This is a genomic window from Streptomyces sp. (genome assembly GCF_035563135.1).
GTDB lineage: Bacteria > Actinomycetota > Actinomycetes > Streptomycetales > Streptomycetaceae > Streptomyces.
Genome location: NZ_DATMVN010000362.1, coordinates 1 through 14621 on the forward strand (window position 1 = coordinate 1; position 14621 = coordinate 14621).

The 14621-nt window shown below is 69.9% G+C and carries 11 protein-coding genes; 5 read left to right on the forward strand and 6 right to left on the reverse strand.

What is annotated here, in order from left to right; genetic code table 11:
- The 4 genes from VN520_RS15655 to VN520_RS15670 form a co-directional block, all read right to left on the reverse strand.
- On the reverse strand, positions 1 to 428 hold a 428-nt coding region (locus tag VN520_RS15655; RefSeq protein WP_325747529.1), incomplete at its 3' end, for an FAD-dependent oxidoreductase.
- A gap of 12 nt (positions 429 to 440) precedes the next feature.
- Positions 441 to 1970: a glycerol kinase GlpK gene (glpK, locus tag VN520_RS15660; RefSeq protein ID WP_325747530.1), complete on the reverse strand. Its 1530-nt coding sequence runs from the start codon at positions 1968 to 1970 to the stop codon at positions 441 to 443.
- Between the two features lie 40 nt (positions 1971 to 2010).
- Positions 2011 to 2802: an MIP/aquaporin family protein gene (locus VN520_RS15665; protein WP_325747531.1), complete on the reverse strand. Its 792-nt coding sequence runs from the start codon at positions 2800 to 2802 to the stop codon at positions 2011 to 2013.
- Between the two features lie 260 nt (positions 2803 to 3062).
- On the reverse strand, positions 3063 to 3827 hold the full coding sequence (locus VN520_RS15670) for an IclR family transcriptional regulator (RefSeq protein ID WP_325747532.1): 765 nt from the start codon (positions 3825 to 3827) through the stop codon (positions 3063 to 3065).
- 239 nt (positions 3828 to 4066) lie between these two features.
- On the opposite strand from VN520_RS15670, the gene metH reads away from it, so the two are divergent.
- From metH to VN520_RS15685, 3 genes are all read left to right on the forward strand, one after another.
- Complete coding sequence (gene metH, locus VN520_RS15675; protein WP_325747533.1) at positions 4067 to 7579, forward strand: methionine synthase; 3513 nt, start codon at positions 4067 to 4069, stop codon at positions 7577 to 7579.
- Positions 7580 to 7719: 140 nt separating this feature from the next.
- Complete coding sequence (locus VN520_RS15680) at positions 7720 to 8418, forward strand: HAD family phosphatase (protein WP_325747534.1); 699 nt, start codon at positions 7720 to 7722, stop codon at positions 8416 to 8418.
- Positions 8419 to 8705: 287 nt separating this feature from the next.
- Positions 8706 to 10298 (forward strand): ABC transporter substrate-binding protein, encoded by a 1593-nt coding sequence (locus VN520_RS15685; protein WP_325747537.1) that lies wholly within the window; start codon positions 8706 to 8708, stop codon positions 10296 to 10298.
- Positions 10299 to 10373: 75 nt separating this feature from the next.
- Here the strand turns inward: VN520_RS15685 and VN520_RS15690 are convergent, their stop codons facing one another.
- Both VN520_RS15690 and VN520_RS15695 read right to left on the reverse strand, forming a co-directional pair.
- On the reverse strand, positions 10374 to 11045 hold the full coding sequence (locus VN520_RS15690) for a response regulator transcription factor (RefSeq protein WP_325747535.1): 672 nt from the start codon (positions 11043 to 11045) through the stop codon (positions 10374 to 10376).
- Between the two features lie 9 nt (positions 11046 to 11054).
- The gene (locus tag VN520_RS15695) at positions 11055 to 11900 is read right to left on the reverse strand and encodes a PD-(D/E)XK nuclease family protein (RefSeq protein WP_325747538.1); all 846 of its coding nucleotides are present in this window, start codon (positions 11898 to 11900) and stop codon (positions 11055 to 11057) included.
- Between the two features lie 170 nt (positions 11901 to 12070).
- Between VN520_RS15695 and VN520_RS15700 the strand changes: the two genes are divergently transcribed.
- Both VN520_RS15700 and VN520_RS15705 read left to right on the forward strand, forming a co-directional pair.
- Entirely contained in the window at positions 12071 to 13321 is a 1251-nt protein-coding gene (locus VN520_RS15700; protein ID WP_325747539.1) for a site-2 protease family protein, read from the forward strand.
- Between the two features lie 41 nt (positions 13322 to 13362).
- Entirely contained in the window at positions 13363 to 14271 is a 909-nt protein-coding gene (locus tag VN520_RS15705) for a tRNA (adenine-N1)-methyltransferase (RefSeq protein WP_325747536.1), read from the forward strand.
- Positions 14272 to 14621 lie beyond the last annotated feature (350 nt).

A 14621-nucleotide genomic window follows, 5' to 3' on the forward strand; every position in this document is an offset into this window, starting at 1 on the left:
AGCGCCGAGTAGGCGAACACGCCCGCACCGAGCTTGGCGGCGCCGTGCGGCCCGCCCTTGTAGACGGGCAGGTAGAAGGTGAGCGGGCTGGCCAGGTGAGGAGCGACCTGACGGGACACCGCGCGCCGCTCGAAGTGGTTCTCCGCGACCAGCTTCACCGCACCGGTCTGGAGGTAGCGCAGACCGCCGTGGAGCAGCTTGGAGGAGGCGGAGGAGGTGGCGCCGGCGAAGTCGCCGGCGTCCACCAGGGCCACCCGCAGCCCGGACTGCGCGGCGTGCCAGGCGGTGGAGATGCCCAGGATGCCGCCGCCGATCACCAGGAGGTCGTACGTCGCCTCGGAAAGCCGCTCCCGGGTCTCGGCGCGGCTCGGGAGGGAGCCGGAGGCCGGATGCGTCCCGAGGGCGGGGACGCTCTGCAGGGTGGTCATGTCGATTGCTCCTCAGCTCTCTTCGTCCTCGATCCAGCCCATGGTCCGTTCGACGGCCTTGAGCCAGCTCTTGTACTCGCGATCACGCGTGTCCGCGTCCATGCGGGGGGTCCACTCGGCGGCACGGCGCCAGTTGGCGCGCAGCGCGTCGGTGTCCGGCCAGAAGCCGACGGCGAGACCGGCGGCGTAGGCGGCGCCGAGGCAGGTGGTCTCGGCGACCATGGGGCGCACCACGGGCGCGTCCAGGAAGTCCGAGAGCGTCTGCATCAGCAGGTTGTTGGAGGTCATGCCGCCGTCGACCTTGAGCGCGGTCAGCTCGACGCCGGAGTCCTTGGTCATGGCGTCGCTGATCTCGCGGGTCTGCCATGCGGTGGCCTCCAGCACGGCCCGGGCGATGTGCGCCTTGGTCACGTAGCGGGTGAGGCCCGCGATCACGCCGCGGGCGTCGGGGCGCCAGTACGGGGCGAACAGGCCGGAGAACGCGGGCACGAAGTAGGCGCCGCCGTTGTCCTCGACGGAGGAGGCGAGCGTCTCGATCTCGGCGGCGGACTTGATCAGGCCCATCTGGTCGCGCATCCACTGGACCAGCGAACCGGTGACGGCGATGGACCCCTCCAGGGCGTACACCGGCTTCTGGTCGCCGATGCGGTAGCCGACGGTCGTCAGCAGCCCGTTGTAGGAGTTCACCGGGGTGTGGCCGGTGTTCATCAGCATGAAGGTGCCGGTGCCGTACGTGGACTTCGCCTCGCCCTGGGCGAAACAGGTCTGGCCGAACAGCGCGGCCTGCTGGTCGCCGAGTGCGGAGGCCACCGGGACGCCGTCGAGGACGCCGCCCCTGGCGGTGCCGTACACCTCGGCCGAGGAGCGGATCTCCGGCAGGACGGCGGGCGGGATCGCCATCGACTGGACGATCTTGTCGTCCCACTGCATCGTGTGCAGGTTCATCAGGAGGGTGCGCGAGGCGTTCGTGACGTCGGTGACGTGCACACCGCCCTCGGTGCCGCCGGTCAGGTTCCAGATGACCCAGGAGTCCATGGTCCCGAAGAGGATGTCGCCCCGTTCGGCGCGCTCGCGCAGCCCTTCGACGTTGTCGAGCAGCCAGCGGACCTTCGGGCCGGCGAAGTACGACGCGAGCGGCAGTCCCGTCTCACGGCGGAAGCGGTCCTGGCCGACGTTGCGGCCGAGTTCCTTGCAGAGCGCGTCCGTGCGGGTGTCCTGCCAGACGAGGGCGTTGTACACCGGCTCACCGGTGTTCCTGTCCCAGAGCAGCGTGGTCTCGCGCTGGTTGGTGATGCCGATCGCCTTGACGTCGGCGGAGGTGATGCCCGCCTTGACGATCGCCCCGGCGACGACCTCCTGGACGTTCTCCCAGATCTCCTTCGCGTCGTGCTCGACCCAGCCGGGCCGGGGGAAGATCTGCTCGTGCTCCTTCTGGTCGACGGAGACGATCCGGCCGTCCTTGTCGAAGACGATGCAGCGGCTGGACGTGGTGCCCTGGTCGATGGCCGCGATGAACGGTCCGGTGGTGTGTGCGTCGGTCACGGTTGGCTCCCGGAAGTCTGTGTGATGTGCAAGGTGTGGCTCAGGCGAAGGCGAGGTTGTAGAGCCCGCCGGCCAGCGCGGCCCCGATGAGCGGTCCTACCACCGGTACCCAGGCATAGCCCCAGTCCGACCCGCCCTTGTTCGGGAGCGGCAGCAGCGCGTGCACGATCCGCGGACCGAGGTCGCGCACCGGGTTGATCGCGTAACCGGTCGGGCCGCCGAGCGACAGGCCGATACCGACGACCACCAGCGAGGTGATCAGGGCGCCGAGCACGCCGAGGCCGTTGCCCTCGTCGTTGAGGCCCTGGGTGAGGATCGCCAGGACCAGTACGACGGTGGCGACGACCTCCGTGACCACGTTCTGCACCGCGTGCCGGATCTCCGGGCCCGTGGTGAAGATGCCGAGCACGGGGCCGGCCTTCGGAGCCGACACCTGGTCGACCATGCCCTCCTCGGCCGGCTGGGCCCGCACGATCCCGGGATCCGTGAGGTGCGCGTGGAACTGTCCGTAGTAGACGGCCCAGACGAGCACCGCACCGATCATCGCGCCGAGCAGCTGGGAGGCGAGGTAAAGGGGCACATCGCTCCACGCGGTGCCCCCCTGGATCGCGAGGCCGACCGTGACCGCCGGGTTGAGGTGGGCGCCGGACACGCCGGAGGCTATGTAGGCACCGGTCAGTACGGCGAAACCCCACCCGAAGGTGATGGCGAGCCAGCCGGCGTTCTGCGCCTTGGAGCACTTGAGAGTGACGGCGGCACAGACACCGCCGCCGAGCAGTATGAGCACGGCGGTACCGATGGTCTCGCCGATGAAGATGTCGGAGCTGGACACCCGCGACTCCTTTGTCCTTCGTCCAGGGGAAGGCGAAACACCGGGTCCCTCCGGTGGATCGCGCCCCAGGTGGGTATCCGTCAGGGACGGCTGCACCACCTGTGAGGCTTGACCGGCCCTCGGCACTGTCACACCCTAACGCGTATTGCCGTTAGGTGTTCGGCAATGCCGACCGGTAGACGGCAATGTTTCTCCCCGTCGGTGGGCGCGTCAAGAGGTCTGTGACGCGCGACTCGATCGTTACCGGCGCCGCGGGGTGCTCAGAAGCGTCCGGCGCCCAGATCCCGGGAGACGGCGCGGGCGCAGTCCCGTACGGCCGCGACGAGCTCGGGCCGCAGCTCGCCACCGGTGCAGACGCGCTCCACGGCGCCCGTCACGGCCACGGCGCCGACCGGCATCCTGCGCCGGTCGTGGACGGGGGCGGCCACGGCCGCCACGCCCTCCCAGGTCTCCTCGACATCGGCGGCCCAGCCCTGCGCGCGGACCAGGTCGAGCAGGGACTCGAACTCCTCCTCGCCGGTGACGGTGCGCGGTGTGAAGGAGCGCCGCTCCATCTCGGCGGCCTCGCTGTGGGCGACCGGGTCGTAGGCGGCGAGCACCTTGCCCAGGGCCGTGGAGTGCAGCGGCTGCATGGCGCCGACCTCCAGCACCTGACGGCTGTCGTCGGGCCGGAAGACGTGGTGGACGATCAGGACGCCGTGCTGGTGCAGCACTCCCAGGTGGACGCTCTCGCCGCTGGACCGTGCCAGGTCGTCGGTCCACACCAGTGCGCGGGCGCGCAGCTCGTGCACGTCGAGATAGCTGTTGCCCAGGCGCAGCAGCTCGGCGCCGAGCTGGTACCGGCCGGACGCGGTGTCCTGCTCGACGAAGCCCTCGTGCTGGAGGGTGCGCAGAATGCCGTGCGCGGTACCTTTGGCCAGACCCAGCGACGAGGAGATGTCGGACAGGCCGAGCCGGCGCTCGCCGCCTGCCAGCAGGCGCAGCATCGCCGCTGCCCGCTCGAGCGACTGGATGTTCTTCGCCATCGCGCCGTACTCCTCCACCTCGGTTCGACAATGCTGAACACTATCGGTCGATGCCGACCTCTGTCCGGTGGCGCGAAGATTATGCGTCATCCCGTGAGGGGGCCTTTCCCCGCACAGCATGCAGTCCGCCCCGTGGGACACGATGACCGGCCCGGGCGCCTCCCGGCTACGCTGGCCGCGTGCCCCTCCCCGCAGAAGGGCGCAAAGCCGACAGCCGTCGCATCCCAGGGAGAACATCCATGGCCTCGTTGCCGACCCCCTCAGCTGACAGCCGGACCCGAGCCGCAGCGCTCCGTGAGGCGCTCGCCACCCGGGTGGTGGTGGCCGACGGTGCCATGGGCACCATGCTCCAGGCCCAGGACCCCACCCTCGAGGACTTCGAGAACCTCGAAGGCTGCAACGAGATCCTGAACGTCACCCGCCCCGACATCGTCCGCTCGGTGCACGAGGAGTACTTCGCGGTCGGCGTGGACTGCGTCGAGACCAACACCTTCGGAGCCAACGCCTCCGCGCTCGGCGAGTACGACATCCCCGGCAGGATCCACGAGCTCTCCGAGGCCGGCGCGCGCATCGCCCGCGAGGTGGCCGACCGGTTCACCGGATCCACCGGACAGCAGCGCTGGGTGCTCGGCTCCATCGGCCCCGGAACCAAGCTGCCGACCCTGGGCCACGCCCCGTACACGGTCCTGCGCGACGGCTTCCAGCAGAACGCCGAGGGGCTGATCGCCGGCGGTGCCGACGCGCTCATCATCGAGACCACGCAGGACCTCCTGCAGACCAAGGCCGCCGTCCTGGGCGCGCGGCGCGCCCTGGAGGCGATGGGCAGCGACCTCATGGTGCTGTGCTCACTGGCGTTCGAGACGACCGGAACCATGCTGCTCGGCTCCGAGATCGGCGCCGCGCTGACCGCGCTCGAACCGCTCGGCATCGACATGATCGGTCTGAACTGCTCGACCGGCCCCGCGGAGATGAGTGAGCACCTGCGCTACCTCACCCGCCACTCCCGCATCCCGCTGCTCTGCATGCCGAACGCGGGACTGCCGGTGCTGACCAAGGACGGGGCGCACTTCCCGCTCGACGCCGAGGGCCTGGCCGACGCGCAGGAGACGTTCGTCCAGGAGTACGGGCTCTCGCTCGTCGGCGGCTGCTGCGGCACGACACCGGAACACCTGCGCCGGCTCGTCGAACGCGTCCGCGGCTGCGAGCTCACCTCCCGCGAGCCCCGCCCCGAGCCGGGCGCGGCCTCGCTCTACCAGACCGTCCCCTTCCGCCAGGACACCTCGTACCTCGCGATCGGCGAGCGTACGAACGCCAACGGATCCAAGAAGTTCCGTGAGGCCATGCTGGAGGCGCGCTGGGACGACTGCGTGGAGATGGCACGCGACCAGATCCGCGAGGGCGCGCACATGCTCGACCTCTGCGTCGACTACGTCGGCCGCGACGGCGTCGCCGACATGGAGGAGCTGGCCGGCCGTTTCGCCACCGCCTCCACCCTGCCGGTCGTGCTGGACTCCACCGAGGTGCCCGTGCTGCGGGCCGGCCTGGAGAAGCTGGGCGGCCGGGCCGTGCTGAACTCGGTCAACTACGAGGACGGCGACGGCCCCGAATCCCGCTTCGCCAAGGTCAGCGCCCTGGCGGCCGAGCACGGTGCCGCGCTGATCGCGCTGACCATCGACGAGGAGGGCCAGGCCCGCACCGTCGAGCACAAGGTCGCCATCGCCGAACGGCTCATCGAGGACCTCACCACCAACTGGGGCATCCACGAGTCCGACATCCTCATCGACTGCCTGACCTTCACGATCTGTACGGGCCAGGAGGAGTCCCGCAAGGACGGGATCGCCACGATCGGGGCCATCCGCGAGCTGAAGCGGCGCCACCCCGAGGTGCAGACCACGCTCGGCCTGTCCAACATCTCCTTCGGCCTCAACCCGGCCGCCCGCGTCGTCCTGAACTCGGTCTTCCTGGACGAGTGCGTGAAGGCGGGCCTGGACTCCGCGATCGTGCACGCCTCCAAGATCCTGCCGATCGCCCGGCTGGAGGAGGAGCAGGTCAAGGTCGCCCTCGACCTGATCCACGACCGGCGCGAGGAGGGCTACGACCCCCTGCAGCGGCTCATGGAGCTCTTCGAGGGCGTCAACATGAAGTCGATGAAGCAGGGCAAGGCCGAGGAACTCCTCGCCCTCCCGCTGGACGAGCGCCTCCGGCGCCGCATCATCGACGGCGAGAAGAACGGCCTGGAGGCCGACCTCGACGAGGCGCTGCGGAACCGGCCCGCGCTCGAGATCGTCAACGACACCCTCCTGGAGGGCATGAAGGTCGTGGGCGAGCTCTTCGGCTCCGGCCAGATGCAGCTGCCGTTCGTGCTCCAGTCCGCCGAGGTCATGAAGAGCGCGGTGGCCTATCTGGAGCCCCACATGGAGAAGTCGGACGCCGAGGGCAAGGGCACGATCGTGCTCGCGACCGTCCGCGGCGACGTCCACGACATCGGCAAGAACCTGGTCGACATCATCCTGTCGAACAACGGCTTCAACGTGGTGAACCTGGGCATCAAGCAGCCCGTCTCCGCGATCCTGGACGCGGCCGAGGAGCACCGCGCCGACGTCATCGGCATGTCGGGCCTCCTGGTCAAGTCCACCGTGATCATGAAGGAGAACCTTCAGGAGCTGAACCAGCGCAAGATGGCGGCCGACTACCCGGTGATCCTGGGCGGCGCCGCCCTGACCCGGGCCTACGTCGAGCAGGACCTGCACGAGATCTACGAGGGTGAGGTCCGCTACGCCCGTGACGCGTTCGAGGGCCTGCGGCTCATGGACGCGCTGATCGCGGTCAAGCGCGGCGTCCCGGGCGCCGCTCTTCCCGAGCTGAAGCAGCGCCGCGTGCCCAAGCGGGACACCCCGCTGATCGAGGCAGAGGAACCGCAGGAGGGCGGGCGCTCGGACGTCTCGGTCACCAACCCGGTCCCCGAGCCGCCGTTCTGGGGCACCCGGGTCGTCAAGGGCATCCAGCTCAAGGAGTACGCCTCCTGGCTGGACGAGGGCGCACTCTTCAAGGGCCAGTGGGGCCTCAAGCAGACCCGCGCCGGTGACGGACCGACGTACGAGGAGCTCGTGGAGCGGGAGGGCCGGCCGCGCCTGCGCGGCTGGCTGGACAAGCTCCACACCGAGAACCTGCTGGAAGCCGCCGTCGTCCACGGCTACTTCCCCTGCGTCTCCAAGGGCGACGACCTGATCCTGCTCCACGAGGACGGTTCCGAGCGCACCCGCTTCACCTTCCCGCGCCAGCGCCGCGGCCGACGGCTGTGCCTCGCGGACTTCTTCCGCCCCGAGGAGTCGGGGGAGACGGACGTGGTCGGACTCCAGGTCGTCACGGTCGGCTCGAAGATCGGCGGGGCCACCGCCGAGCTCTTCGAGGCGAACTCCTACCGCGACTACCTGGAGCTGCACGGGCTGTCCGTGCAGCTGGCCGAAGCGCTTGCCGAGTACTGGCACGCGCGGGTCCGCAGCGAGCTCGGTTTCGCCGCCGAGGACCCGGCCGACGTCGAGGACATGTTCGCCCTGAAGTACCGGGGGGCGCGCTTCTCCCTGGGTTACGGGGCCTGCCCCGACCTGGAGGACCGGGCGAAGATCGCCGAGCTCCTGGAGCCCGAGCGGATCGGGGTCAAGCTCTCCGAGGAGTTCCAGCTGCACCCCGAGCAGTCCACCGACGCGATCGTCATCCACCACCCGGAGGCGAAGTACTTCAACGCACGGTAGGACACCGTTCAACGCGTGGTAAGGCTCCACCCCGCGCGCCGTACGCCCACGAGCCGTAGACTGGTCGGTCCAGTGCAGGCCGGTCGCCGTTCCCACCGGGAAGGCGGCCGGCCTTCTCGTCCCTCATGGAGGTGTGCCGGATGACCAGTACGGTCCCCGCGTCCCTGATCCGTACGGCCGAAGGGTCCGCGCTGCAAGCGGTCCTGCTCGACATGGACGGCACACTGGTCGACACCGAAGGCTTCTGGTGGGACGTGGAGGTCGAGGTCTTCGCCGACCTCGGTCACCGGCTCGACGCGGCCTGGCGCGAGGTGGTCGTCGGCGGCCCGATGACCCGCAGCGCCGGTTACCTCATCGAGGTCACCGGCGCCGACATCGCCATCGAAGAACTCACCGTGCTGCTCAACGACCGCTTCGAGAAGCGCATCGGCCGCGGTGTGCCGCTGATGCCGGGCGCTGCCCGGCTGCTCGCCGAACTCGCCGCGCACGAGGTGCCCACCGCCCTGGTCTCCGCCTCGCACCGGCGCATCATCGACCGGGTCCTGGACTCGGTGGGCCGTCACCACTTCGCGCTCACGGTCGCGGGGGACGAGGTGACCCGTACGAAGCCCCACCCCGAGCCCTACCTCGCGGCGGCGGCGGGTTTCGGGGCGGATCCGTGGCGCTGTGCGGTCATCGAGGACACGGCGACGGGAGTCGCCGCGGCCGAGGCGGCGGGCTGCGCCGTCGTCGCCGTGCCGTCCGTGACGCCGATCGCCCCCGCGCCCGGGAGAACCGTCGTGTCCTCCCTGGAACAGGTGGACCTCGCCTTCCTGCGGGGCCTGGTCACCTACGCGTGACCGGCACAAATCAGGTCCATGTCAATGCGGTCGGCGGCGCCGGGGCGTGATGTTGGTCACTCGATGTGACACCCCATGATCCGGAGGGAAGGCCCGGGTGTCCGATTCGCGAACCCATACGTCCGTATTCGTGGAGTCGTGCACGAATCATTCCCGAGCGTGACATGGACAACCCGTCATCAGCGATCACCGAGTGGATACGCGGCCGGTCCGCGCCGGTCAAACCCCCTCTTCGGCGCCTACTAATCTCAGTTTTCTCACATGCCGGAATGAGGGAGAACGTCCAGATGAACCGCAAGACGCTGGTGCTGCCGGCCGTAGTGGGCCTGCTCGCACCCGTGCTGGCCGCCTGTGGCGGGTCGGACGACGGGGGCGATGCCATCGTGGTCGGGACGACGGACCAGTTCATCGCCTCGGAGGACAACCCGGCCCCCCTCGACCCGGCTATCGGCTACGAGGCGGGCGTGTGGAACGTGCTGCGCCAGACCGTGCAGACCCTGACCCACATCCCGCGTGGCGGGGGCGAGCCGGTGCCCGAGGCGGCCGAGAGCTGCACCTTCACGGACACGGAGAACGAGAGCTACCGCTGCACGCTGCGCGACGGGCTCACCTTCGCGGACGGCACCCCCGTGACTCCGGAGGACGTGAAGTACTCCATCCAGCGGGTCCTCGACATCAAGGACGAGAGCGGCCCGGTCGGTCTGCTCGCCAACATCGACACGATCGAGACCAAGGGTGAGAAGGAGATCGTCTTCCACCTGAGCACGTCGGACGCGACCTTCCCCTACAAGCTCGCCACACCGTCCGCGGGCATCGTCCAGAAGGACAAGTACCCGGCGAAGTCCGCCCGCAAGGGCTTCCAGGTCGACGGTTCCGGCCCGTACACCATGGAGCCGGAAGTCAAGAACAACCAGGTCGTCAAGGTGGTCTTCACCAGGAACCCGAAGTACAAGGGCGACCTGAAGATCAACAACGAGAAGGTCGAACTGGACCTGTTCCCCGACGCGGCGGCGATGGGGAAGGCGCTCGAGGAAAAGAAGATCGACATGATGACGCGCACCATGTCGCCCGAACAGGCCCAGAAGATGCTGGTGGAGCCGGAGGAGGGCGTCAAGCTCACCGAGATGCCCGGCCTCGCCATCAGTTACCTCGCGTTCGACACCGAGGACCCCGTGGTGAAGGACAAGGCCGTACGCCAGGCGATGGCGCAGATCATCGACCGCGGGGCCATCGCGAGCAAGGTGTACGGCAGCACCGCCGAGCCGCTCTACTCGCTGATCCCGTCCGGCATCACCAGCCACACCAACTCGTTCTTCAACAAGTACGGCGAGCCCAGCGTCGCGAAGGCCGCCGCCACTCTGGAGAAGGCCGGCATCGACACGCCCGTGAAGTTCACGCTGAACTACACGACCGACCACTACGGACCCGCCACCAAGGCCGAGTTCGAGATGCTGGCGCAGCAGCTCAACGACTCGAAGCTCTTCCAGGTCGATGTCCAGGGTGCGCCGTGGAACAAGTTCCGCCCCGCCCAGAAGAAGGGCGAGTACGCCGTGTACGGCATGGGCTGGTTCCCCGACTTCCCGGACCCGGACACCTACATCGCGCCGTTCCTCGACAAGAACAACTTCCTCAACTCGCCGTACGAGTCGACCGAGGCACAGAACACGCTCATCCCGCAGTCACGCCGTGAGGCGGACCGGAGCGCCGCGACACCGGCCTTCGAGAAGCTCCAGGACATCGTTGCCAGTGACGTCCCCGTGCTCCCGGTCTGGCAGGGCAAGCAGTACGTCGCCTCGCTCGACGGGGTGACCGGTGTGGAGTGGGCCGTCAACTCCTCGGCCGACCTCCAGCTCTGGGAGCTCGGACGCGGCGACTCCTGACGTGGCACCTTCACGGGGCCGGCGCGGTCCGGGGCCGGCGCCCCTCACCGCGCCGGCCCCGTCCTGGCTCCGTCCTCACTGGGCGCCGGGACGCACCAGCCCGCTCTCGTACGCGTAGACGGCGGCCTGCACGCGGTCGCGCAGACCCAGCTTGGTCAGCACATGGCCCACATGCGTCTTGACCGTCGTCTCGCTCACGAACAGGTCGGCCGCGATCTCCGCGTTGGACAGACCGCGCGCCACCAGCTTCAGCACCTCCACCTCGCGGTCGGTGAGGGTGTGCAGGGCGTCCGGGACGGGTTCCTCGCCCGAGGGCAGATGGTCGGCGTACTTGTCGAGCAGCCGACGGGTGATGCTCGGCGCCAGCATCGCCTCTCCCGCGGCCACCACCCGGATGGCCTGCACCAGCTCATCGGCCGGCGCGTCCTTCAGCAGGAAGCCGCTGGCGCCGGCGCGCAGCGCCTCCACCACGTACTCGTCGAGATCGAACGTCGTCAGCACCAGGACCTTCGCCGGGCCGTCCCGCCCGGGACCCGTGATCTGGCGGGTCGCCTCGACCCCGTCCATCCGGGGCATCCGGATGTCCATGAGCACGACATCGGGCTGCAGCGCCCGCACCTGATCGATGGCCTGCAGGCCGTCACCGGCCTCACCGACCACCGCGAGATCGCCCTCCGCCTCCAGAATCATCCGGAAACCGGTGCGCAGCAGTGGTTGATCATCGACGAGCAGGACGCGGATAGCCACGTAATCTCCTTAAGGGCCTTCGAGGGCCGCCGGCTGACCGGCCCCGGACCGGACCGGCTCCATTCTGCCCCGGACAGCATCCGCCGATTCCGCCGGGCGCACGGTCAGCGGATAGACCGGGGGAGTCCCGCCGAACTCCGGACAGACCGCCCGGTGGTCGCACCAGCCGCACAGCTTCGTCGGCCTCGGCCGCCACTCGCCCGTCTCGGTGGCAAGCCGGATCGCGTCCCACAGCGCCAGCAGCTTGCGTTCCACCCGTTCGAGGTCGGCCGGAACCGGGTCGTACGTCAGCACGTCCCCGCTGCCGAGGTAGACCAGCTGGAGCCTGCGCGGCACCACGTCCTTCAGACGCCACACCACCAAGGCGTAGAACTTCATCTGGAACAGCGCGCCCTCCGCGTATTCCGGCCGCGGCGCCTTGCCCGTCTTGTAGTCCACGATGCGGACCTCGCCCGCCGGGGTCACATCGACGCGGTCGATGACTCCGCGCAGCCGCAGGCCCGACTCCAGCTCCGTCTCGACGAACAGCTCCCGCTCGGCCGGCTCCAGGCGGGTCGGGTCCTCCAGCGAGAACCACCGCTCCACGAGCCGCTCCGCCTCGCCCAGCCACCCCGCGAGCCGCTCTCCCCCGGGATCGCCCTCGAACAGCTCCGCGAGCTCGGGCCTCGACTCCAGCAGCCGGTCCCACTGGCCGGGGACCAGCGCCTTGGCTCTCGGCGCCGTACGGTCCGCCGCGGGGGCGTCGAACAGCCGCTCCAGCACCGCATGCACCAGTGTGCCCCGGGTAGCAGCTTCACTGGGCTTCTCGGGGAGCTTGTCGATGACCCGGAAGCGGTACAGCAGGGGGCACTGCATGAAATCGCTCGCGCGCGACGGCGACAGGGACGAAGGTGGCTGAGGCGGGCGCGGTGCGGAGGTCATGATGCAGACCCTACGACCCGCCACCGACACCCAGCGGCATACCATCGACGACAGAGCTCGCACACAGCATGATCGTGGCAGAAGCCACCGACCGAAGGGACCCCGTGGACGAGAGCGGCGACAGCGGGCGCCCGGGGCCCGGCGCAGGGGGCACGGGCCCCGGCACCGGGCCGGACAAGGGAAAACCGCGCCGCCCGGCGGACCCGGGCGGCGGCCTCCTCATGGGCCGCCCCTTCGGTGTGCCGGTCTACGTGGCACCCAGCTGGTTCGTCGTGGCGGCTCTGATCACCTGGGTCTTCGGCGGCCAGCTCGACCGGGTCCTGCCGGAACTCGGCGGAGCCCGCTACCTGGTCGCGCTCTTCTTCGCGATCGCCTTCTACGCGTCCGTGCTCGTCCACGAGCTCGCCCACACCGTGGCCGCCCTGCGCTACAAGCTGCCGGTGCGCCGCATCCAGCTCCAGTTCTTCGGCGGCGTCTCCGAGATCGAGAAGGAGACCGAGACCCCCGGCCGCGAGTTCGTCCTCGCCTTCGTGGGGCCCCTGCTCTCCCTCATCCTCGGCGGTCTCTTCTACCTTCCGCTCCAGTTCGTCGAAGCAGGCACCGTCCCGGGCGTGCTCCTGGCCGGGCTGATGATCTCCAACCTCATCGTCGCCGCCTTCAACCTGCTGCCCGGCCTGCCGCTGGACGGCGGACGCATGCTCCGCGCGGTCGTCTGGAAGATCACGGGCAAGCCGATGAGCGGCACCGTCGCCGCCGCGTGGGTCGGCCGGGGCCTGGCCATCACCGTCTTCGTCGGCCTCCCGCTGCTCACCCACACGGGCGCCCTCGGAAGCGCCACCGGTGAGATCAGCGGGTTCGAGACCGTCACCGACGCCCTCCTGGCGGCGATCCTCGCGGCGATCATCTGGACCGGGGCGGGGAACAGCCTGCGGACGGCCCGGCTCCGCGAACACCTCCCCGAACTGCGAGCCCGCACCCTCACCCGGCGCGCCGTGCCCGTCGAGTCCGCCACCCCGCTCTCCGAAGCCCTCCGCCGCGCCAACGAGGCGGGCGCCCGCGCACTGGTCGTCGTCGACGGGCAGGGCAGCCCCAAGGGCGTCGTCCGGGAGGCGGCGATCGCGGGAGTCCCCGAACACCGCCGGCCCTGGGTCGCCGTCAGCGGCCTCGCCCAGGACCTCACCGACGGCATGAAGGTGCCCGCCGAACTCGCGGGTGAAGCCCTCCTGGACCGGCTGAAGGCCACCCCGGCCACGGAGTACCTGGTGGTCGAGGACACCGGCGAGATCTACGGCGTCCTGTCCACCGCCGACGTCGAGCGCGCCTTCATCAAGGCCATGGCCCGCCCCTCGGCCTGACACCCGGGAAGCGGCCCCCGAAATACCGGTAGGCTGGTCACATGTCCGAACCGACCGGTGCCGCCCGCCGTCGCGGCCCATTCAAAGTCGGGGACCAGGTCCAGCTCACCGACCCCAAGGGACGTCACTACACCTTCACGCTCGAGGCCGGGAAGAACTTCCACACCCACAAGGGTTCTTTCCCGCACGACGAGCTGATCGGTGCTCCCGAGGGCAGTGTTGTCCGTACCACGGGAAACGTCGCCTACCTCGCGCTGCGCCCCCTGCTCCCCGACTACGTCCTGTCCATGCCCCGCGGTGCCGCCGTGGTCTACCCCAAGGACGCGGGGCAGATCCTGGCGTTCGCCGACATCTTCCCCGGCGCCCGCGTCGTCGAAGCGGGAGTCGGCTCCGGGGCGCTCAGCACCTTCCTGCTGCGCGCCATCGGTGAGCAGGGCATGCTGCACTCCTACGAGCGCCGCGAGGACTTCGCCGAGATCGCCCGGCAGAACGTGGAGCGCTACTTCGGCTCCCCGCACCCCGCCTGGGAACTGACCGTCGGCGACCTGCAGGACAACCTGTCGGACACCGATGTCGACCGCGTCGTCCTGGACATGCTCGCCCCGTGGGAGTGCCTGGAGGCCGTCTCCAAGGCCCTGGTGCCCGGCGGCATCCTCTGCGCGTACGTCGCGACCACGACCCAGCTCTCGCGGACCGTCGAGTCGATCCGTGAGATCGGCTGCTTCGCCGAGCCGCAGCCCTGGGAGTCGATGATCCGCAACTGGCACGTCGAGGGACTGGCCGTCCGGCCCGACCACCGGATGATCGGCCACACCGGTTTCCTGGTCACCGCCCGCCGTCTCGCGGACGGCGTCGAGCCGCCACTGCGCCGCCGCCGCCCCTCGAAGGGGGCCTACGGCGAGGACTACGACGGTCCCGGCAGCCGGAGCGGGTCCGCCGCCCGCGACTGACCCCGCAACGCGCAGGCGCCGCCGCCGAGTTCCCGGACCGACCCGGAAGCCCGGCGGCGGCGCCTTTCCGCCGTCCGTGACGACCCCGCCGTTCCCCCCGGGTGTGAGGTGTGGCACGATGCTGGCCACCCCCGCCTGCCGATGTCCGGCCGGTACCGCCCATCCAGGCATCCAGGAACCACAGGAGACACACCGCGTGCAGACCTCCGCGCTCCCGGACCTCGCGCACACCGGAGCCAGGCCGGTGCACTGGCTCGCCACGGCGACGGCGATGGCCGCGGTCGTCGCCGCCGCGGGCCTGCTGCAGCCCGAGGCGGCCACCGCCACGGCCGAGGCGTCCGAGCACCGGG

Coding starts and splice junctions, on each gene's coding strand:
- VN520_RS15685 (WP_325747537.1), top strand. CDS start 8,706: ATGAACCGCAAGACGCTGGTGCTGCCGGCCGTAGTGGGCCTGCTCGCA.
- VN520_RS15680 (WP_325747534.1), top strand. CDS start 7,720: ATGACCAGTACGGTCCCCGCGTCCCTGATCCGTACGGCCGAAGGGTCC.
- VN520_RS15670 (WP_325747532.1), bottom strand. CDS start 3,827: ATGGCGAAGAACATCCAGTCGCTCGAGCGGGCAGCGGCGATGCTGCGC.
- metH (WP_325747533.1), top strand. CDS start 4,067: ATGGCCTCGTTGCCGACCCCCTCAGCTGACAGCCGGACCCGAGCCGCA.
- VN520_RS15695 (WP_325747538.1), bottom strand. CDS start 11,900: ATGCAGTGCCCCCTGCTGTACCGCTTCCGGGTCATCGACAAGCTCCCC.
- VN520_RS15705 (WP_325747536.1), top strand. CDS start 13,363: ATGTCCGAACCGACCGGTGCCGCCCGCCGTCGCGGCCCATTCAAAGTC.